Here is a 19,221-nt window from a genome sequence, read left to right as displayed (position 1 = left end):
GTCGCGCTCGCAAACTGCGTGGCGTGCGATGACCGTGCGCTCGCGCGACGTCCTGGCGTTCCGAAGAAACGCTGCTCGTCGAGGGTGTCGCGCGCTGCCTGCATGGTCGTTCCGTTTCGCACTTGATTGAATGAAGGCTTAGAAGGTTTCCCAGTCGCCGTCGTCGGCGGTCGTCGCCTTGACGCGCGGCGCGGGCATCGCTGCCGGCGTGCTTGCACGCGGTGCGGGCGCGGCCGCTTTCTTCACGGCGACTTTTGCAACTTCCTTGATAACGGCCGCATCCGTCGCGACGTTAGGCTCCGCCGCAACTTTCGCGGACTGAACCGGCTTCGACGGCTTGAACGTGCTCTTCACGGCCGCGGCCCGCGCCGGCGTCGGCTCGATGCGCGCAGCCGGCGCGAGCCGGGCGGCGGCCGTCGTAGCGCTGCTGCGTGCAGGCGCTGCGCCCTCGACACGCCATTGCGCGACGACGCCCTTCAACTGCCGCGTCTGCTCTTCGAGCGACGCAGCGGCGGCCGCTGCCTGCTCGACAAGCGCGGCGTTCTGCTGGGTCACGCTGTCCATCTGCGTGACGGCGCGGTTGACCTGCTCGATGCCGTCGGACTGTTCCTCCGACGCCGCGCTGATCTCGCCCATGATGTCGGTCACGCGGCGCACGGCCTGCACGATCTCGCCCATCGTCGCGCCGGCACGCGCCACGAGTTCGGTGCCGCTGTCGACCTTCGCGGACGAATCGCCGATCAGCGCCTTGATTTCCTTTGCCGCCGCCGCGCTGCGCTGCGCGAGCGAACGCACTTCGCCCGCGACCACCGCGAAGCCGCGACCTTCCTCGCCGGCGCGCGCCGCTTCCACAGCCGCGTTCAACGCGAGAATGTTGGTCTGGAACGCGATGCCCTCGATCACCCCGATGATGTCGACGACCTTGCTCGAACTCGACGCAATCGCATGCATGGTGTCGACGACCTGCTCGACCACCTCGCCGCCGCGCGACGCGATATCCGATGCATTCACCGCCAGCTGGCTCGCCTGGCGTGCGTTGTCGGCGTTCTGCTTCACCGTGCTGGTGAGCTCTTCCATGCTCGACGCCGTTTCCTGCAGCGATGCCGCCTGCTCTTCCGTGCGTTGCGACAGATCCGTGTTGCCGCTCGCGATCTCGTGCGCGCCGACGTCGATCGATTCCGCGCCGCGATGCACCGCGCCCACCATCGTGGTCAGGTTGCCGCGCATGCGTTCGATGCCCGCAAACAGGCGGCCGATCTCATTGCCCTGGTCGCTGTGCGCGGTATGTGTGAGGTCACCGTTCGAGATGCGGTCGAAGTGCTCGACGGCCTCGTTGATCGGCTTGACGATCAGGCTCGCCAGCGCCATGCGCGTGCCGATCAACATCAGCACCGCCAGCGCGAGCACCGCGCCGATCATCACGTTGAGCGCGGCGACATGCGACGCCGTGCTCGCACGCGCGTTTTCGGCATGATCCTGTTGCGCGGCGACGGCGGTGGTCACAGCCTGGTCGAAGGCGACGAACATCGGGCTGATCTTCGTGTCGGCGATCGCGTGATACGCGGCCATGTCTTTCGCGCGAATCGCGGCGAACTCCGGCTCCACGCCCGTCTTGAGCAGCGCGTCGTGTTGCGTGACGAGCGCGTCGAGGATGTCCTTCGGCAGCGTCGGCTTCGACGTGTCGAGATAGAGCTTCCAGTTCTCGTTGCTTTTCCCGAGCAGATACTGGCCGCGCTCGATTGCCTTTTGCGCTTCCGCATCGTTGCCCGCTTCGGCGAGCGACCGCACGCGGTCGAGCGTGATGCGCGAGCGCAGCAGATACGACGAGGTTTCGGACAGCGCGCGCATCGCGGTCATGTCCTGTTGCGCGAGCGACGTGAGCGCGGAGCTTGCGGCGTTGAGACCAGTGAGCGCGAGCGCGCCGATCACCGCCGCACAGCCGGCGAACAGGAGGCCGACGAGCGTGAGCGTCGTGCGGATCGACAACTTCTTCAGCATGGCTTCGTTCCTGCTTGGCTAAACCGTTTCACGCGCCGACGGCGTCGATCAATTCCATCTCGCGGCTCGTCATGAGCTTCTCGATGTCCATCAAAATGAGCATGCGGCCTTCGACGGTGCCGAGGCCCGTCAGGTATTCGGTGGCCAGCGTGCCGCCGAATTCCGGCGCGGGCATCACTTGTTCGGGCGAGAGCGTGAGCACGTCGGACACGCCGTCCACCACCATGCCGACCACGCGATGCGCGACGTTCAGGATGATCACGACGGTCTGGTTGTCATAGTCGACCCGGCCGAGGTTGAACTTGATGCGCATGTCGACGATCGGCACGATGATGCCGCGCAGGTTGATCACGCCCTTGATGAAGCCGGGCGCATTGGCGATGCGCGTGACGTTGTCGTAGCCGCGGATCTCCTGCACCTTGAGGATGTCGATGCCGTATTCCTCGGCGCCGAGCGTGAAGACGAGGAATTCCTGTCCGGCGGCTTCGGCCTGTTGCGCGTCGCGGCGCGTGGCGCTCGACGGCGCTGCGTTGATCGATTGAATGTCTGCCACGAGAGCTCCCTGTGTCTTTCGTCTGATCGGGTAGGGTTAATGTGCGTGCGCGCCGTGCTGGACGCGCGACTCGCGATTGAGCGCGGCCACGTCGACGATCAGCGCAACGCTGCCGTCGCCCAGAATGGTCGCCGCGGAAATGCCGTGCACCTTGCGGTAATTCGTTTCGAGGTTCTTGACCACCACCTGCTGCTGGCCGACGAGTTCGTCGATGAGCATCGCGAAGCGGCGCCCTTCCGTCTGCATGATGGTGACGATGCCCTGGGTCGGTTCGGTGCGCGCGCCTTCGACATCGAAGACACCGTGCAGCGCGACCAGCGGCAGGTATTCGCCGCGCACGCGCACCACGCGCTCGCCGTTGGCGACCGTGTAGATGTCCTCGGCCACCGGCTGCAGTGACTCCATCACGAAGTTGAGCGGCAGGATGAAGATCTCGTTGCCGACCTTGACCGACATGCCGTCGAGGATCGCGAGCGTGAGCGGCAGCACGATCTTCGTCGTCGTGCCCGCGCCCTGGCGCGAGCTGATCTCGACGTGACCGCCCATCGACTGGATGTTGCGCTTGACCACATCCATGCCGACGCCGCGCCCGGAGATGTCCGTCACTTGTTCTGCGGTCGAGAAGCCCGGCATGAAGATGAGTTGCCAGACTTCCTCGTCGCTCATCGACTCGGACACCTGCATGCCCTGCTTCTGCGCCTTCGCGAGAATCTTGTCGCGGCGCAGGCCGGCGCCGTCGTCGCTTACTTCGATCACGATGTTGCCGCCGTGATGCGCCGCCGACAGCACGAGCTGGCCGGTTGCGGACTTGCCCGCCGCACGGCGCGCTTCCATGGTTTCGATGCCATGGTCGAGCGAGTTGCGCACGAGGTGCGTGAGCGGATCGATGATGCGTTCGATCAGGCTCTTGTCGAGTTCGGTCGCCTGACCGAACGTGACGAGTTCCACTTCCTTGCCGAGCTTGCCGGCAATGTCACGCACGAGACGCGGGAAGCGGCTGAATACATAGTCCATCGGCATCATGCGGATGGACATGACGGCTTCTTGCAGATCGCGCGCGTTGCGTTCGAGCTGTGCCATGCCGTTGAACAGACGGTCGTGCAGAGCGGGATCGAAGGTGCTGGTGGTTTCCGCGAGCATGGCCTGCGTAATCACGAGTTCGCCCACCAGGTTGATGAGCTGATCGACCTTCTCCACGCCGACGCGAATCGAGCTGCCTTCCGCCGATGCGGCGGCTTGCGGCCGCGCCTTTTTCTCGGCGTCGCCCGTTGCGGGCCTGGACGGCTGGGCGGCGGGCTGTCCCGCCGCCGTTGCCGCTTCTTGTTGTACTGCTTCGTGAGCGTCCACGGATGCAGGCGGTTGCGCCTGCGATTGCTTCTGCTCTTCCTGTAGCGTGGGTTGCATCGCTTGCGGCGCGGCCGTTGCCGGCTGCGCCTCGATGGCTTGCGCCGCGCCGTCGCCCCGGCCGATCGTGATCTGTGTTTCATCGATCACGAAGCAGCACACGGCGACGATGTCGTCGGCGGGAACGTCCGAGTCGAGCCATACGACGTACTCGGCATCCGCCTTCTGTTCCCCGACGATGCTTCCCAGATTCCCCAACTCCTCGATCAGAGTCGTCAGGTCCTTCTCGCCCACCCCCCGTAGCGTAATTTTCAGGTGGGGTCCAACTTCCGCGCGCGGCGCGCCGGTGTGTCCCGGCGTCGCTTCAGCGACGGATCCTGCATGCGTGACGGCGTTGCTGCTGTCGGCGAGTTCGAACGCGCCGTCCCAGTTGCCGTCGTCTTCGAGAATGTCCATGGCCTGCGCGAGCACGTGCGCGGGCGGTGCGTTCGGGCCGTCGTAGGCCGGCGCGAGCGGCGCCGCGGCCTCGATGTGCCCGGCGCCCGGCAGCGCGGGCGGCTCGACGCGCGCTGCCACCGGCGCCACGGCGGCGTCCGCGCTCTCGGTCTTCAGGCGTTCGAGCTTTGCGCAGATTGCGGCCGCCGCGGCGGCACCCGGCTCCTCGCTCGCGCGATAGGCGGCGAGCTGATCGGAGAGCACGTCTTTGGTCGCCAGGAATGTGTCGATCATGTCGCGGCGCAGGACGAGTTCGTTGTTGCGCGCGCGGTCCAGCAGCGATTCGAGAATGTGCGTGGTTTCGGTGAGCGCGGTGAAGCCGAAGGTCGCCGCGCCGCCCTTGATGGAATGCGCCGCGCGGAAAATCGCCGCGAGGTCTTCCGGATCCGGATTCGCGATGTCGAGAACGAGCAGCAGTTGCTCCATCTGCGCGAGCAGTTCATCGGCTTCGTCGAAGAACGTCTGATAGAACTGGGTAATGTCGAGTGTCATGCTTGAGTCACCGCTGGAATGCTGTTCAATCGGCGCCGTGCTGCGCGCATTTCAATGCTGTTTTTTGCGACGTTTTCAGTGCTGCGCGTCTTCCGAAAGCGCGGCGACCAGTTCGGTCAGCAGGTCCGGGTCGAGCGGCTTCTCGATCCAGCCCGTCGCGCCCGCGCTGCGCGCCGCGTTCTTGAACGGTTCGCCGTCTTCAGTCGTCAGCACCAGGATCGGCGTTGCGCGGTACGCGGGGTTCGCGCGCAAGGCCATGATGAGATCGAGCCCGCTCTTGCCTGGCATGTGATGGTCGGTCAGGACGAGATCGAAGCGCTCGGCGAGCGCCCATTCCAGCCCTTCGTCGCCGTCGGAGGCAACCGTCACTTCGTAGCCGGCCACCGCCAGCGTCGCCGAGATGATTTGCCGCATCGCGGCCGAGTCATCGATTGCCAGAATGTTCTTGATCATGTTTGTCTCTTGCCGTTGCCGGGATGACGGTCGAAACGGGTCCGGTCTTGAGGCTGTTTTTTTAAGGGCTGCTGTTTCGCGGGCTCATGCGCTCAATGCGTCGCGCTCTTCGCCCTGATGCCGGGAATCAGTTGCCCGAGCGTCGCCGGTGCGCCGTTCGCGTCCGTGCCGTTGTCGAGCGTCGCGCCCGCGCCGCCGTCGTCGCGCAGCATCGCCAGTTCCGTCTTGTGATTGAGCACGATGACACTGATGCGCCGGTTCTCCGGATCGAACGGATCCTTCTTGTTCAGATTCTGTGTGGACGCGAGGCCCAGCACGCGCATCACCTTGACTTCGTCCATGCCGCCCGCGACCAGCTCGCGACGCGACGCGTTAGCCCGGTCCGCCGACAGCTCCCAGTTGCTGTAGCCCTTCTCGCCGCCCGCGTATTTCACGGCGTCGGTATGGCCCTGCACGACGATGCGGTTCGGCACGTCGTTCAGCGTCCGGCCGATCTCGCGCAGGATGTCGCGCATGTAGGGCTGCACGGCGTTGCTGGAGAGCGCGAACATCGGGCGCTTCTGCGTATCGACGATCTCGATGCGCAAGCCCTGCTGCGTCGCCTCGATGCGGATCTGCTGCTTGAACTGGCGCAAGGTCGGATTGGCTTCGATGGCGGCCATCAGCTTGACCTGGAGATCGTGCAGACGGGCCTGCTCGCGGCGTTCGAGTTCGCCTTGCGCGGCCTTGAGCAGTTCCTCGTCGGTCGTGGACGACGCGCGCTGCGCAAGCCGCGTGCTGCCTTCCGAGCGGCGCGCGGCGCCCGGCTCCTCGCTGGAGATATCGCGGCCGCCGCCCATCAGGATGCTGTTGTCCATGCCGACGGTCTTGCCGCCGACCATCGCCGCCTTGAGCGGCATGTTGAAGTATTCCGCGATGCCGCGGCGCTGCACCGGCGAGGTCGAGGAAAGCAGCCACATGAGCAGGAAGAACGCCATCATCGCGGTCATGAAGTCCGCGTAAGCGAGTTTCCAGGCGCCGCCGTGATGACCCTTGGCACTCTTGCCGACGACGCGCTTGATGAAAATGGGACGTTCGCTGTCGTTGCTCATGGCTGAGTCCTGACCGATGGATCGTGCGCAAAGCGTCGCATCACTTCGCCTTGACCCGGCGCACGTGTTCCTCGAGTTCGGAGAACGACGGACGTTCGGTCGAGAACAGCACCTTGCGGCCGAACTCCACCGCGATCGCGGGCGCGTAGCCGTTCAGGCTCGCGAGGATCGTGACCTTGATGCACTGGAACATCTTGGTCTGCTCGGCCACGCGCTGCTCGGCCACGTTGGCGAGCGGCCCGATGAAACCGTATGAAAGGAGAATGCCGAGGAAGGTGCCGACCAGCGCCTGCGCGATCATCTCGCCGAGGATGGCGGGCGGCTGATCGGCCGAGGCCATGGTGTGCACCACGCCCATCACGGCCGCGACGATGCCGAACGCCGGCATCGCGTCGCCGACCTTGGTCAGCGCGTGCGCGGGCGCTTCGCCCTCGACGTGATGCGTTTCGATTTCCTCGTCCATGAGGCTTTCGATCTCGAACGCATTCATGTTGCCGCTGACCATGAGACGCAGATAGTCGGTCAGGAATTCGACGACGTGGTGATCCGCGAGAATCTGCGGGTACTGGCTGAAGACCGGGCTCTTGGACGGATCCTCGATGTCGCCCTCGAGCGCGAGTGTGCCTTCCTTGCGGGCCTTCGCGAGCAGCACGTAGAGCAGGCCCATCAGCTCCATGTACATGCCCTTGTTGTACTTCGCGCCCTTGAAGAGCGTCGGGATGACCTGGATGGTCGCCTTGATGGTCTTGACGTTGTTGCCGAGGATGAATGCGCCGACGCCCGCGCCCGCGATCATCAGGATCTCGACCGGCTGCATCAGCGCGCCGAGGTGTCCGCCTTCGATGGCATAGCCGCCGAACACGGACAGCAATGTCACGAGCGCTCCAACAAGAATCAGCACAGTCGAGTCCTCACGTTTTTGATGCGGTAAGACCGCCGTTAGGTGGTTTACGGCACTCGACTGGAAAACTTTGATGGCGCGTCCGAGCCGCCGGCAAACGTTGAAACCCACGCCGCAGAACGGCTTCGGGCGCGTGCGGCGTCAGGCCGCAAGGCTCCGCGGGGGCTCCGCCAAGGCGGCCGCTGCCTGCGTCTTGCGCGTCTTGCCGGCACGTGACGGCGGCTGGCACAGTCCGCAGACATAGCCCGCGCGCAGTTCGTACGCATGCGCGACGAAACGTCCGCCGCAGCGGGTGCACGCGTTGGTCTGGAGCATGCCGGACTCGAAATAGCGGACCAGCGTCCATGCGCGCGTGAGCGAGAGCACGGGTTCGTCGCCATATAGAGCGGCGTGTTCGAGATAGAGCCGGTAACTCTTCACGATCGCCTGGATCGTGCTCTGCGTGCCGTCGGCGCCGCCGTGTTCGTCGATGAAACGATAGATGCCGTGGAACAGCGACGAATGGATGTTCGGCTGCCAGGTCATGAACCAGTCGGTCGAGAACGGCAGCATGCCCTTCGGCGGCGATGCGCCCTTCAGCTCCTTGTAGAGCTTGATGAGCCGGTCGCGCGACAGGCTCGTCTCCGCTTCGAGCAGTTGCAGGCGCGCGCCGAGCTCGATCAGTTCGATCGCGAGCGTGATCTCGCGGACTTCCGCCACTACGCTTCGGGTCGCCATCGGCCGTTCGCTTCGTGCGTCAGCCGATCTGCGCGACGGGACTGTCGGCCAGCAGGATCGCCGCGTGCGCCTGCGTGAGCGCCGCGCTCTTGTCCTTGTCGGCCAGCGACGAAAGAATGGTGTGGTCGTCGAAACGGAAGCGGCACAGCAGATGGCTCGACGACGCCACCTTCACGGCCTGGGCGAGCGTGAGCGAGGACAGCACCTGTGCCACCTGCTCGGACAGGCCGAGCCGGTACATCGCCGAGACGCGGTCTTCCTGCAGAAGACGCTGGGCGAGAAGCACATACGACAGATTCACCTCGCGGATTTCCACGAGCGTACTCGTAGCGCTGTTCGTCATCTTTTTCCCCGAATCGTTACGTGGCTGGTCAGGCCGGCGGGGGAACGTTTGCTCGGTTCGCGACAGACGCGGCGAAACCGGCCCCGCACGTGTTCTCTTGTGCCAGACGATTGTCGCCGATGCTCGAAGGCGCGGCTGTCGGAGAACGTGTCCGAAGCATCGCAGGATTTCAAGGAGGTTTCGTGTAGGAATTTTTCCTACACGGCGCGAAAACGGGTCGTCGCGCACCCGTGGATGCAAGAACCGGATATCGGCAGCTATTCGTCTGACTTAATGGAGGTTCAACAAGTTTATGCGGTGTGAAGGCATGCCAGCGTCAGTCGAAAGTCCGGTTCGGTGCTCGGGAACGCGCCGTGCTATACACTGCCGCGCGGTCATTTTTCCGGATGTGTGATTCGTCTACATTGCTGACAACACTGCAATTTCTGACTTCGTAACAGCGTTTGTTTCGTGCTGTAACAACGATAAGCGATTGAAAAATGACGTGAAATGCCGCTCTCGATCCCGATAATGAGCAGTAAGGGATAACCCGGTCGCGATGTAATCTTCATCCCCGGGCCGATCTCGGGCGGCGTCTTACCTGCGCGGCCCGCCCGAAATGGCATGTGTTGAGCGCTCGACCGGAGCGTGACTGCGATGCCTCAAATCGCCTTAACCGGCATGGGTCCTGAGCCTGACGCGAAAGCGCCCGCTCTGCCCGAAACAGGAGAGTCACGTTATGCGAATCGCACAAATTGCACCGTTGCACGAAGCAGTACCCCCGAAGTTCTACGGCGGCACTGAGCGGGTGGTGTCCTACCTGACCGACGCACTCGTCGATCTTGGCCACGACGTCACCTTGTTCGCCAGCGGCGATTCGCAAACCAAGGCGACCCTGGAAGCCGCATGGCCGCGCGCTCTGCGTCTGGATCCGACGATCCGCGACGCGCTCGCGCCGCACATGCTGCTGCTCGAAACCGTCCGCCGCCGCGCGCACGAGTTCGACGTGCTGCATTTCCACCTCGACTACATGCCGTTCCCGCTGTTCACGCAACTGGATACCCCGTTCGTGACGACGCTGCATGGCCGTCTCGACCTGCCGGAACTGCAGCCGATCTTCAACACGTTCACGAAGGCGAACGTGATTTCCATCTCCGACAATCAACGCGGACCGCTGCCGCAGGCCAACTGGCTAAACACCGTGTATCACGGTCTGCCGAACGAACTGCTGACGCCGCAGCCGCACAAGAAGCCGGAATACCTGGCGTTCCTTGGCCGTATCTGCCCGGAAAAGCGTGCCGATCTGGCCATCAAGATCGCGGCGCAAAGCGGCCTGCCGCTGAAGATTGCCGCCAAGGTGGACAAGGTCGACCAGGAATATTTCAAGAGCACGATCGAGCCGCTGCTGTCGCAGGCGAATGTCGAGTTCATCGGGGAGATCAATGAGGCGCAGAAGCCCGAGTTCCTGTCGGGCGCGAAGGCCCTGCTGTTCCCGATCGACTGGAACGAGCCGTTCGGTCTGGTGATGATCGAAGCGATGGCCTGCGGCACGCCGGTGATCGCGTTCAATCGCGGTTCGGTGCCCGAGGTGATTGACCATGGCGTGACCGGCTTCATCTGTGAGGACGTGCAGGGCGCCGTGGGTGCGTTGCAGCGTCTGGACGAACTCTCGCGCACCGAGATTCGCGCACAGTTCGAACGCCGCTTCAGTTCGCAGACGATGGCGCAGAATTACGTCGACAGCTACACCGCGATGCTTCAGGCCGCCAAGCGCCCGGTGCTGCGTCAGGTCGCCGTCGGCTAAGCAGCGTTGCCACCTTTGCGGTCTTCGGTGACCGCAGCAAAAACCGCCCTTTTGGGCGGTTTTTTTTCGTCCGTTGTTTGTTGCCAAGCGCTCGGCCGAACAATCCTAAAATTCTTCATGACGTGGTGAATTCGCCGATTTATCAATCAATTTTTACAATTTGCAAAAGAAAGCGCGCTTAAACTGCGCTCGACGCGCTCATTAAGTGCGCGTTTCGAAACAGCGGCAATTCACATTTCAGGAAGGCGGAAACATGAATTTATCGAAACGTCTCGGGGCCGAAATCTTCGGCACGTTCTGGCTGATCCTGGGCGGCTGTGGAAGCGCCGTGCTCGCCGCCGCCTTCCCCGAGTCGGGCATCGGATTCGCCGGTGTCGCGCTGGCATTCGGTCTCACGGTGCTGACCATGGCTTATGCGATCGGCCACGTGTCCGGTTGCCACCTGAATCCGGCGGTAAGCATCGGCCTGGCAACGGCGGGGCGTTTCCCGGTGCGCGATCTCGTGCCGTATATCGTTGCCCAGGTGATCGGCGCGACCTTGGGGGCGTGGGTTCTTTACCTGATCGCCATCGGCAACCCGAGTTTCGATTTCACGCTGAGCGGCTTTGCTGCCAACGGCTTCGGCGAGCATTCGCCGGGACATTTCACGATGGTCGCCGCGCTGATCTGCGAGATCGCCATGACCTTCTTCTTCGTGTTCGTGATCCTCGGCGCTACCGACGAACGGGCGCCGAAGGGCTTCGCGCCGCTCGCCATCGGCCTCTGCCTGACACTGATCCACCTGGCGTCGATTCCGGTGACCAATACGTCGGTCAATCCCGCACGCTCGACGAGCCAGGCGTTCTTCGTCGGCGGCTGGGCGCTGGATCAGTTGTGGCTGTTCTGGATTGCGCCTATCGTCGGCGCGATCATCGCAGGGCTGGTCTATCCCTCGCTCACGCGTCAGGCATCCCGTGAAGACCCTCTAAAGGTTCACAGCGGCCCGGGCACGGTGGGTTTTCCTCTGGCAGAGACGGCCCGCGAGGCCGAATGACGGGCTGTTTGCCGAGATGTTGCCGAGCTTTTGAGACGCTAATCGGCGTCGAATGATTAAACCGGCGCGACAAATGTAATGCCGAATTACGAAGCATGCTTATGATTTGTCGCGCCGTTAAGTTCCTGCTGCAGACCGCATGCGCGTGAAGCCCATTTGACGGGGCTAACACGGATGCGGTCCGAATCACCGCGTTTCTTTTCTCCTTACTTCGTCCTTGCATACGGTAACAAGTCGTCGAAGCGTGTAAGACGCTGCGCCCGTACATTGGACTCATGCGACATACACGTCGCCTTCAAGGAGAAACACAATGAAGCGCATCGTCACTCACATGCTCGTCGCCGCCGGTCTTGCCATGGGTGCAGTCGGCGCAGCTCAGGCTCACAGCGATCTGCACATCGGCGTGTCGCTCGGCGCGCCCGCTTATGTGGCCCCGGCTCCCGTTTATGTCCGCCCGGCTGCGCCCGCCTACCGCGCGCCGTACTACCGTCATGAAGCGCCGCGCTGGCATGACGGCCGCGACCAGGGCCACTGGAATCGCACCGGCTGGGATCATCGTGGCTATGGCAACAACTGGGGACATCGCGGCTAAGCACGCGCGTGATCCGCGTGCGGGAGACCAATAAGGAACGACGGGCGGCTGGATCACACCAGCCGCCCGTTTTGCATTTTGCTCAGTCCGGCGCTCAGTCCTGTGAGTCACCCGGCGACGCCAGTTCGTCACGAATCTCGAACAGCTTGCGCAATTGATGCGCAACCCCTGCCTCGAAATTGTTGCCGACGCGCGGCACATCGGGCAGCCGCTTGATGAGGTCAGGATTGGCGTTGTTCATCATGAACGGATGCCCTGCGGTTTCGAGCAGATCGATGTCGTTCATGTTGTCGCCGAATGCAACACATTGCGACGGATCGATGTCGAGCCGTTCCAGAACGTAACGCAGCGCGCGGCCCTTCGAGACGTCGAAGGTCATGACTTCGAGACAATCCGGCAACGAATACGTGACATACAGCGAGTCGCCGAACTCGCGTTCCAGGTTAGCCGCGGTTTCCTTGAGATCCGCCGGCTCGCCGATGTACAACACCTTCGCGATGTTCTCACCGTCGTGCTCGCGCAGATCCATCACTTCGTACTTGAATCCCGAATCCTGATGGAAGACCAGCAGTTCGGGCGCATGACGGTCGATCAGCCAGGCGTCGTCGGCGAACAGATTGACGATGACGCGCCCATGCGCACCCGCGACCTCCGGCTGCACGAGGCGTCGTACGGCGGCCGGGTCGAGATCGCGCGAATAGATGCGCTGATCGCCCGGCGCATGCACGCGCGCACCGTTCGACGTGATCAGGTACGCGTCAACGCCGAGCACGTCGCGAATGCCGGCGACATCGCGATAATGCCGTCCCGTCGCGATGACGATGGGCACGCCGCGCGCCGCGAGCGTGCGCACGGTTTCGGCGGTGAAGGGGTCGAGCTGATGGTCGCTGTTGAGAAGCGTGCCGTCGAGATCGGTAGCGATGGCCGAGTACATACCTGCCTTGGTCGTAGGCTCAGGCGCCGGGTGCGCCGCGTACGCGATGCGCGCGCCCCGCGCGGAGCGATGAGCGGCGGGAACCTGCCGCGAAGTGCGCCATTTTATCGTGCCGGGTCCACGGCTTCTTCGGACCCGGCCGCCGCCCGGCGTGCCAGTTCGAGCGCGCCCGCTGCCGAATCGGCACGCGGCGCGCGCATCCGCTCGCGCAATCCCACCGGCACGAACGGCTCGTACGGAACAGCGAGCCCGCCGCACAAGGCAATGGGCAAGGCGCCGTGCGGATCGAGCGCAGCCACGAGCGTTTCGATCTCGTGGCCGGCCTGCTCGAGCAGCCATGCGGCGCCAGGGTGGTCGCGAAAGGCGAAGACGGTGGGCGCGAGCGTGGCGTAAGCGGTCTGGTTGGCGTTGCACAGCCACACGACGAGACTGTCGCGATCCGTCGCGCCGGTTCGGGCAAGCAATTCACGGGACCAGCCGTCTTCCGCTGCCCGGCCGTCGAGCACGCGCTGCAAATGAACCACTGCGCGCAGCCCGAGCCAGGCTCCGCTGGCCTCGTCGCCGCTCGGAAAACCGTAGCCGCCCGCGATGTGGCATACGCCGGCCTGGTCCAGCGAGGCCGCGATGCTGCCCGTGCCCAATGCGACGATCACGCCGGGTTCACCGCCATGTGCGCCGACCACGGTGGTATAGGCGTCGCTCTCGATGCGCAACGCGCGCACTTCGGGCGCAGCCGTAAGGAAGGCCGCCAGCCAGTCGGCGTTGTTCACGCCGGCGAGGCCGCAGCCGAGCGAGCAGGCACGCCAGTCGAACGGCAGCGCCGCGCTGGCGAAGGCGCTGCGGCACGCGTCCTCAATGGATTGCCACGCCCGCTCGACGCCAAGCCCGAGGCCCGACGGTCCGCCGCTGGAACGTGCAAGCTCGACGCCATGCGCGTTGGCGAGGATCACGCGCGTACCGCTGCCGCCGCCATCAATGCCGAGCAGAAAGGCGTCCGTTGCCGGGAAGGAAGTCATGGTCGAAAAGGAGTTCATGAGCGCCAGCTTACCGGCCGCGGCGGACTGCGCCAATTGGCCGAATGGACGAGGTGGCGAGACAAGAACGTTCCGCTATGCTGACGCGATCTTGATGACCACCGGAAACCGCACATGGCAGACACCCAACCGGCCCGCTGCGCGTGGGCCACCACCGACGCGATGATCGACTACCACGACCATGAGTGGGGCGTGCCGTCCCACGACGACCAGCATCTGTTCGAGATGCTGGTGCTCGAAGGCGCGCAGGCGGGGTTGTCCTGGTCGACCATCCTCAACAAGCGCGAGGGCTACCGCACCTTGTTCGCGCATTTCGACATCGGCCGTGTGGCGCGCTTCACGGACCAGGATGTCGAGCGGCTCGTGCAGGACGCGCGCATCGTGCGCAATCGCGCGAAGGTTGCGTCGGCGGTGCTCAACGCGCGCGCGGTCCAGCAGATTCAGCAAGAGCACGGCTCGTTCGCGGACTTCGTCTGGTCGTTTGTTGGCGGCGTCACCATCGATACCCCGCGCGACGCGAAGCACCCCACGCCCGCATCGACGGCTGAGTCGGATGCCCTGAGCCGCGCCCTCAAGCAGTACGGCTGCAAGTTTGTCGGTACGACCATCTGCTATGCCTTCATGCAGGCGACCGGCATGGTCAACGATCACGCAGCCGGATGCCTTGCCCGAACCTCTGGCAAGACCAAACGCAAGAGCGCGTCGCCCAAGTCGAAGTGAAGATCTTCGAACGCGGAGAGTTTTAGTTTTTTGGCCACGGTTTCGAGTGCGATTGCCCCATCCTAGGGAAAGTCCTGATGGAAGCGTGTTTTTTTGCAGTGAAGCACGCGCAAAACCCCGAACAGCAAGGCTTTTGACCGGGTTTTCCGCACTGCACGAACGTACGGTACGTGTAAAAATGGCGTCGTCGCGTGCGTTGGCGCACCTTTTTACCGGACCGAACCGTTATAAATGACGGTGTACGGATCGTTCATCGAGTGAAGCAATCCGACGCGAGCACACAGGGCGAAAGTGAGACCGAACGCCCAGGCCGGGAAGAGCGCCGTGTTCGAAGCTTGGCCGGAAGGCATCAGCGTTTTTTGATGTTGCTGAACATCGCAACAACGCCGCCGTTCCGGAGCAGCAGGTGCAGGTTCTCGAATTCAAACGCATGGCCGCTGCGCAGGGGCGCAGGGGAGAAGATCATGAAAAGCTTGAACTTCCTGACCCATCAGGAGATTTTCAACAGCGCCGTACAGCATCTGTTCCTGCAGGGACAAGCCGCATTGCTTCCGCATGGCGGCGGCGCCTATCGCGGCTACTGCGGCGGCTGCCCTGTCGGCCGGTTCATCCGGCCACGCGACTACGTCACGGCGATGGAGGGCGTGCCCATCCGCTACATCGCAAAACCACCCGAGCATGTGCCGGCCTACATGGATGTAGGCGTCGCGGCGCTCAAGCGCGCGCTGCTCCGTGCACGCATCAACGTGTTCGATCCCAATACCGTCGAATTGCTTTCTTGCCTGCAAAACGTGCATGACGTCTTCGGCAAGTGGGAATGGCGCGAGCGTCTCTCGTCGATCGCGCGTCAGTTCGGGCTTTCTGCCGAACTTCTTAAAACGGCTGCTTGAGTACGGTAGGTGCTGTGATGTTGAGCCCCATGAAGATGTTGAGCCCCAAGGACATTTACGAACGCGTCAGCACGCATCTGCTGACCCAGCGGGCGGTGTCCGAAGACGACAACGGTTCCTGCCGCCTGCGCAGCCCGGAAGGCCGCAAGTGCGCGATTGGTTCGCTCGTGCGTGACGACCTGTACGAGGCGGCGCTGGAAGGCGTCGGCATTTCCTACTATCGGCATGCGCAGGACGGCGAGCTGATGCGTGCGCTCTACGCGTCGAATGTGAATGCCTACGATCCCCATATCATCGATCTGCTGATCGAACTCGAACAGGTTCACGACGACGCAGACGTGGAAGAATGGCCGCATCTGCTGGCGGCGCTCGGCAAGCGTCACGCGTTCGTCTGACACACACCTCTTACACGCGTACACAAAAAAACGGCGGTGCGCCCTCACGGGTCGCACCGCCGTTTTGCCATGCAAGGCGAGGAATTACGGCTCCCCGACTTGCACGCGACGCTTAGTGCATCTTCTTCGGCAGCATCTGGCTGCGCAGGCGCTTGCGCAGACGCGCGACAGCGGCGGCTTTCTTGCGCTTGCGCGCGGTGGTCGGCTTTTCGTACGACTGGCGCTCGCGCAGTTCGGCGATGGTGCCGTTGCGCTCGATGGTGCGGCGGAAACGCCGAATCGCGACATCGAACGGCTCGTTTTCTTTGAGGACGATAGTGGTCATGTAAATCCTGGTTTGCTAAACGTATTTCTAAGCGCGCGACGATGAAACCGCCGCGCCCCGGCACTCCGATCGTCCACCGGACGCGGCACTGGATGACACCAGACAGCGCGGCGCAACGGACACGAGCAAAGCGGCCACGGAGGCCGGAACAGAGAGAGTTGGGATTCAGCCGCCGAAGCGGCATGCGCATTCGAAAGAACGACGTGAACGCGCGATTCGGAGCCGTTCGCCGCCGGATGTTGACATTGTCGCTTTGGACGTTGTCATTCGGAAGCGAAGGCAGAAAATCGGGCACATTTCTCGATTCGGGCGCGATGTTACCAGAACAGCGCGCCGCTGCCAACACCCTTTAACTGCCCAACTCCTTGATGTGACAGATTATTTCTGCCACGCACTGGCTTCGTCGAGGTGCCTGACGTCCTCGCTCGACAGGACAAGGCGCGTCGCGGCCGCGAGGCTTTCCAGTTGTGCGACCGACGTGGCGCTCGCGATCGGCGCCGTGATGCTCGGACGCGCAATGAGCCACGCGAGCGCGATCGTCGCGGGCGTCGTGTCGTTGCGCTTCGCGACTTCATCGAGTGCATCGAGGATCTTCAGGCCGCGTGGGTCCAGATATTTCTCGACGCGCGAGCCGCGCGCCTTGTTCTGCGTGTCCGCCTTCGAGCGGTACTTGCCCGACAAAAAGCCGCTCGCCAGCGCGTAGTAAGGCACGACCGCCACCTTGTGCTGCTCCACGACCGGTTCTAGAGCCGTTTCATAGGCTTCGCGATCGTAAAGGTTGTATTCGGGCTGAAGGATCTGATAGCTCGGCAGGCCCGAGTCCTTCGCGATCTTCAAGGCTTCTTCCAGACGCTCGCCAGTGTAGTTCGACGCCCCGATCACCCTGACCTTCCCCGCCTGGATCAGCTTCTGATAGGCATTGAGTGTCTCGTCGAGCGAGGTGGCTTCGTCATCGTGATGCGAGAAATAGACATCGATGTAATCGGTCTTCAGGCGCCGGAGCGACTCGTCGACGGCCGCGGCGATGTTTGCGGCCGTCAGCCCCGGGCGCGTGCTGAGCTTGCCCACTTTTGTCGCGAGCACGATCTTGTGGCGCTTGCCGCTCTCCTTGAACCACTTGCCGATGATCGTCTCGGATTCACCGCCCTGATGACCTTCGACCCAGGCGGAATAGACGTCGGCGGTATCGATGAAATTAAGGCCGTGATCGACAAATGCGTCGAGGATGGAAAACGACGTGCGTTCGTCGGCGGTCCAGCCAAATACATTGCCGCCAAATACTAAAGGCGCGACTTTCAAATCCGATATACCGACATTACGTGTCTGCATGAATGCTCCGAATCCGCGTGGAAGAGGGACTAAAAAGCATACGCGTGATTCGGAAGGCTTGCTGGGCGGGCCTTCGAAGGCTGTCGACACTATTCGTTACACAAATCGGTTAGCCCGGCCTTAAGTTTTTTCGAGTGGCCCGATAACCTCAAGTAGGCGGCCGGCTATCACCGAGCGCAGGACCGCCAGGCAACAACTCGGTGCCATTAGCCAAAGCCAGATAAGTCTCCCAGGAGAGAACAAATGATCGGTATCAATAGCAATATCAACTCGCTGGTTGCTCAGCAGAACCTCAACAGCACGCAAAGCGCGCTGTCTTCGGCGATTACTCGCCTGTCGTCGGGCAAGCGCATCAACAGCGCGGCCGACGATGCAGCAGGCCAGGCCATTGCCTCGCGCATGACCTCGCAGATCAACGGTTTGAACCAAGGTGTGTCGAACGCCAACGACGGCGTCTCGATGACCCAGACGGCTGCTTCGGGCCTGTCGCAGATCTCCGACAACCTGCAACGTATTCGCCAGCTGGCTGTGCAGGCTTCGAGCGGTTCGCTGTCGTCGAGCGACCAGGCTTCGCTGCAAAAGGAAGTGACGCAGCGTATCGCTGAAGTGAACCGTATCGCTTCGCAAACGACCTACAACGGCACGAACGTGCTCGACGGTTCGGCTGGCACGGTGTCGTTCCAGGTTGGCGCAAACGTCGGCCAGACTATCGGTATCGATCTGAGCAACGGCGTGTCGGCTGCTCAACTCGGTGGCGGTCTGCCGCAAAGTGGCGCGACGATCGGCACGCTGTCGGGCCTGAGCCTGACGAGCGCCGGCGCTGCAGCAACGGGCTCGACCAAGGCTGACATCACGTCGATCAACGTGCTGGCTGACGGCAAGGGCGGCTTCACGTTCACCGACCAGAACAACCAGGCACTGTCCAGCGCAGCAACGACCGCGCTGTTCTCGGGCACGACGACCGGCACGGGCAAGTCGCTGACGCTGACGGCCAACGCAACGGGCGCACTGTCGGCATCGACGCAAGCGAGCGCAAAGACGGCGGCTCAAACCTCCCTCGACGCACTGAACACGACCAGCGCTGCTGCAACGCTTCCGACGACGGGCAACACCGCAGTGTTCGGCACGATCTCGGGCCTGAACGTGGACGCCACTGGCGCTGCCGCTGCCGCCGGCGCGGGCACGATCACGTCGATCACCATCACGCAGAAGTCCGATGGCACGATGACGTACACCGACCAGAACGGCAATGATGCTGCTACGGCTGGCGCGGCCCTGTTCACCGTCACGGCGAACTCGGGTACTCCGGCGAACGGCAGCTCGGTCGCTTTCAAGACGACCGGCGCCCTCGGCACGACGCCGACCGGCTTCGACACGGCTAACCCCAACGCAACGGCTGCCACGACCGGCATCGCTCAAGCGAACGCGCAAAACGTGCCGCCGAAGGTTTCCGACATCGACCTGACGAAGGCCAATGGCGCGAACCTCGCGATCGAATCGATCGACAACGCACTGAACGACGTCAACTCGATTCAAGCTGACCTCGGCGCTGCGCAAAACCGCTTCTCGTCGATCGCTGCCACGCAGACGGCTCAGTCGACCAACCTGTCGTCGGCACAGTCGCAGATCACCGACGCGAACTTCGCGCAGGAAACCGCGAACCTGTCGAAGGCTCAAGTGCTGCAACAAGCTGGTATCTCGGTGCTGGCTCAAGCGAACTCGATGCCCCAGCAGGTTCTGAAGCTCCTCGGCTAAGCATCGCGGCCGGCGTAGCAAGGCGGCACGCATCAGGCAGTACA

General features: G+C 63.1%; 19 protein-coding genes. 7 read left to right on the top strand and 12 right to left on the bottom strand.

Going from position 1 to position 19,221, the window contains the following annotated elements:
- Positions 1-138: 138 nt before the first annotated feature.
- The 8 genes from QCE88_RS02210 to flhD all read right to left on the bottom strand — a co-directional run bounded on the left by QCE88_RS02210 (position 139) and on the right by flhD (position 8,387).
- Entirely contained in the window at positions 139-1,998 is a 1,860-nt protein-coding gene (locus QCE88_RS02210; RefSeq protein ID WP_309898808.1) for a methyl-accepting chemotaxis protein, read from the bottom strand.
- Positions 1,999-2,026: 28 nt separating this feature from the next.
- Positions 2,027-2,551: a chemotaxis protein CheW gene (gene cheW / locus QCE88_RS02205; protein WP_309898806.1), complete on the bottom strand. Its 525-nt coding sequence runs from the start codon at positions 2,549-2,551 to the stop codon at positions 2,027-2,029.
- A 36-nt stretch (positions 2,552-2,587) separates the two neighbouring features.
- Complete coding sequence (gene cheA / locus QCE88_RS02200) at positions 2,588-4,882, bottom strand: chemotaxis protein CheA (protein WP_309898804.1); 2,295 nt, start codon at positions 4,880-4,882, stop codon at positions 2,588-2,590.
- Between the two features lie 75 nt (positions 4,883-4,957).
- The gene (locus QCE88_RS02195; protein ID WP_309898802.1) at positions 4,958-5,335 is read right to left on the bottom strand and encodes a response regulator; all 378 of its coding nucleotides are present in this window, start codon (positions 5,333-5,335) and stop codon (positions 4,958-4,960) included.
- 92 nt (positions 5,336-5,427) lie between these two features.
- Positions 5,428-6,426, bottom strand: coding sequence for a flagellar motor protein MotB (motB, locus tag QCE88_RS02190; protein ID WP_309898800.1), 999 nt, complete (start codon positions 6,424-6,426; stop codon positions 5,428-5,430).
- A 40-nt stretch (positions 6,427-6,466) separates the two neighbouring features.
- Positions 6,467-7,327, bottom strand: a complete 861-nt coding sequence (gene motA, locus QCE88_RS02185) for a flagellar motor stator protein MotA (protein WP_309898798.1) — start codon at positions 7,325-7,327, stop codon at positions 6,467-6,469.
- 141 nt (positions 7,328-7,468) lie between these two features.
- Positions 7,469-8,044 carry a flagellar transcriptional regulator FlhC gene (gene flhC / locus QCE88_RS02180; protein ID WP_309898796.1) on the bottom strand — a complete coding sequence of 192 codons (576 nt, stop codon included), beginning with the start codon at positions 8,042-8,044 and terminating at the stop codon, positions 7,469-7,471.
- Between the two features lie 19 nt (positions 8,045-8,063).
- Positions 8,064-8,387, bottom strand: coding sequence for a flagellar transcriptional regulator FlhD (flhD, locus tag QCE88_RS02175; RefSeq protein ID WP_309807015.1), 324 nt, complete (start codon positions 8,385-8,387; stop codon positions 8,064-8,066).
- A gap of 718 nt (positions 8,388-9,105) precedes the next feature.
- On the opposite strand from flhD, the gene QCE88_RS02170 reads away from it, so the two are divergent.
- The 3 genes from QCE88_RS02170 (at position 9,106) to QCE88_RS02160 (ending at position 11,795) form a co-directional block, all read left to right on the top strand.
- Positions 9,106-10,170, top strand: coding sequence for a glycosyltransferase family 4 protein (locus QCE88_RS02170; RefSeq protein WP_309898794.1), 1,065 nt, complete (start codon positions 9,106-9,108; stop codon positions 10,168-10,170).
- Positions 10,171-10,423: 253 nt separating this feature from the next.
- On the top strand, positions 10,424-11,203 hold the full coding sequence (gene aqpZ, locus QCE88_RS02165) for an aquaporin Z (protein ID WP_309898792.1): 780 nt from the start codon (positions 10,424-10,426) through the stop codon (positions 11,201-11,203).
- 310 nt (positions 11,204-11,513) lie between these two features.
- Positions 11,514-11,795, top strand: a complete 282-nt coding sequence (locus QCE88_RS02160; RefSeq protein WP_309898790.1) for a hypothetical protein — start codon at positions 11,514-11,516, stop codon at positions 11,793-11,795.
- Positions 11,796-11,889: 94 nt separating this feature from the next.
- On the opposite strand, the gene QCE88_RS02155 is transcribed toward QCE88_RS02160, so the two are convergent.
- Both QCE88_RS02155 and QCE88_RS02150 read right to left on the bottom strand, forming a co-directional pair.
- Positions 11,890-12,729: a Cof-type HAD-IIB family hydrolase gene (locus tag QCE88_RS02155; protein WP_309898788.1), complete on the bottom strand. Its 840-nt coding sequence runs from the start codon at positions 12,727-12,729 to the stop codon at positions 11,890-11,892.
- A gap of 104 nt (positions 12,730-12,833) precedes the next feature.
- Positions 12,834-13,763 (bottom strand): BadF/BadG/BcrA/BcrD ATPase family protein, encoded by a 930-nt coding sequence (locus tag QCE88_RS02150; protein ID WP_309898787.1) that lies wholly within the window; start codon positions 13,761-13,763, stop codon positions 12,834-12,836.
- 114 nt (positions 13,764-13,877) lie between these two features.
- On the opposite strand from QCE88_RS02150, the gene QCE88_RS02145 reads away from it, so the two are divergent.
- The 3 genes from QCE88_RS02145 (at position 13,878) to QCE88_RS02135 (ending at position 15,768) form a co-directional block, all read left to right on the top strand.
- Positions 13,878-14,483, top strand: coding sequence for a DNA-3-methyladenine glycosylase I (locus QCE88_RS02145; protein ID WP_309898785.1), 606 nt, complete (start codon positions 13,878-13,880; stop codon positions 14,481-14,483).
- A gap of 464 nt (positions 14,484-14,947) precedes the next feature.
- Entirely contained in the window at positions 14,948-15,373 is a 426-nt protein-coding gene (locus tag QCE88_RS02140; protein ID WP_309903325.1) for a hypothetical protein, read from the top strand.
- Between the two features lie 29 nt (positions 15,374-15,402).
- Positions 15,403-15,768: a hypothetical protein gene (locus QCE88_RS02135; RefSeq protein ID WP_309898783.1), complete on the top strand. Its 366-nt coding sequence runs from the start codon at positions 15,403-15,405 to the stop codon at positions 15,766-15,768.
- A 112-nt stretch (positions 15,769-15,880) separates the two neighbouring features.
- On the opposite strand, the gene rpsU is transcribed toward QCE88_RS02135, so the two are convergent.
- Complete coding sequence (gene rpsU / locus QCE88_RS02130) at positions 15,881-16,093, bottom strand: 30S ribosomal protein S21 (RefSeq protein ID WP_309807007.1); 213 nt, start codon at positions 16,091-16,093, stop codon at positions 15,881-15,883.
- Between the two features lie 378 nt (positions 16,094-16,471).
- On the bottom strand, positions 16,472-17,422 hold the full coding sequence (locus QCE88_RS02125; protein ID WP_309898782.1) for an aldo/keto reductase: 951 nt from the start codon (positions 17,420-17,422) through the stop codon (positions 16,472-16,474).
- 243 nt (positions 17,423-17,665) lie between these two features.
- Between QCE88_RS02125 and QCE88_RS02120 the strand changes: the two genes are divergently transcribed.
- Complete coding sequence (locus tag QCE88_RS02120; RefSeq protein ID WP_309898780.1) at positions 17,666-19,177, top strand: flagellin; 1,512 nt, start codon at positions 17,666-17,668, stop codon at positions 19,175-19,177.
- Positions 19,178-19,221: the final 44 nt, after the last annotated feature.

Source organism: Caballeronia sp. LZ035, from assembly GCF_031451175.1.
Lineage (GTDB): Bacteria > Pseudomonadota > Gammaproteobacteria > Burkholderiales > Burkholderiaceae > Caballeronia.
The sequence above is the reverse complement of the archived record's forward strand: the minus strand, read 5'-3'. Positions and strand labels throughout refer to the sequence as shown.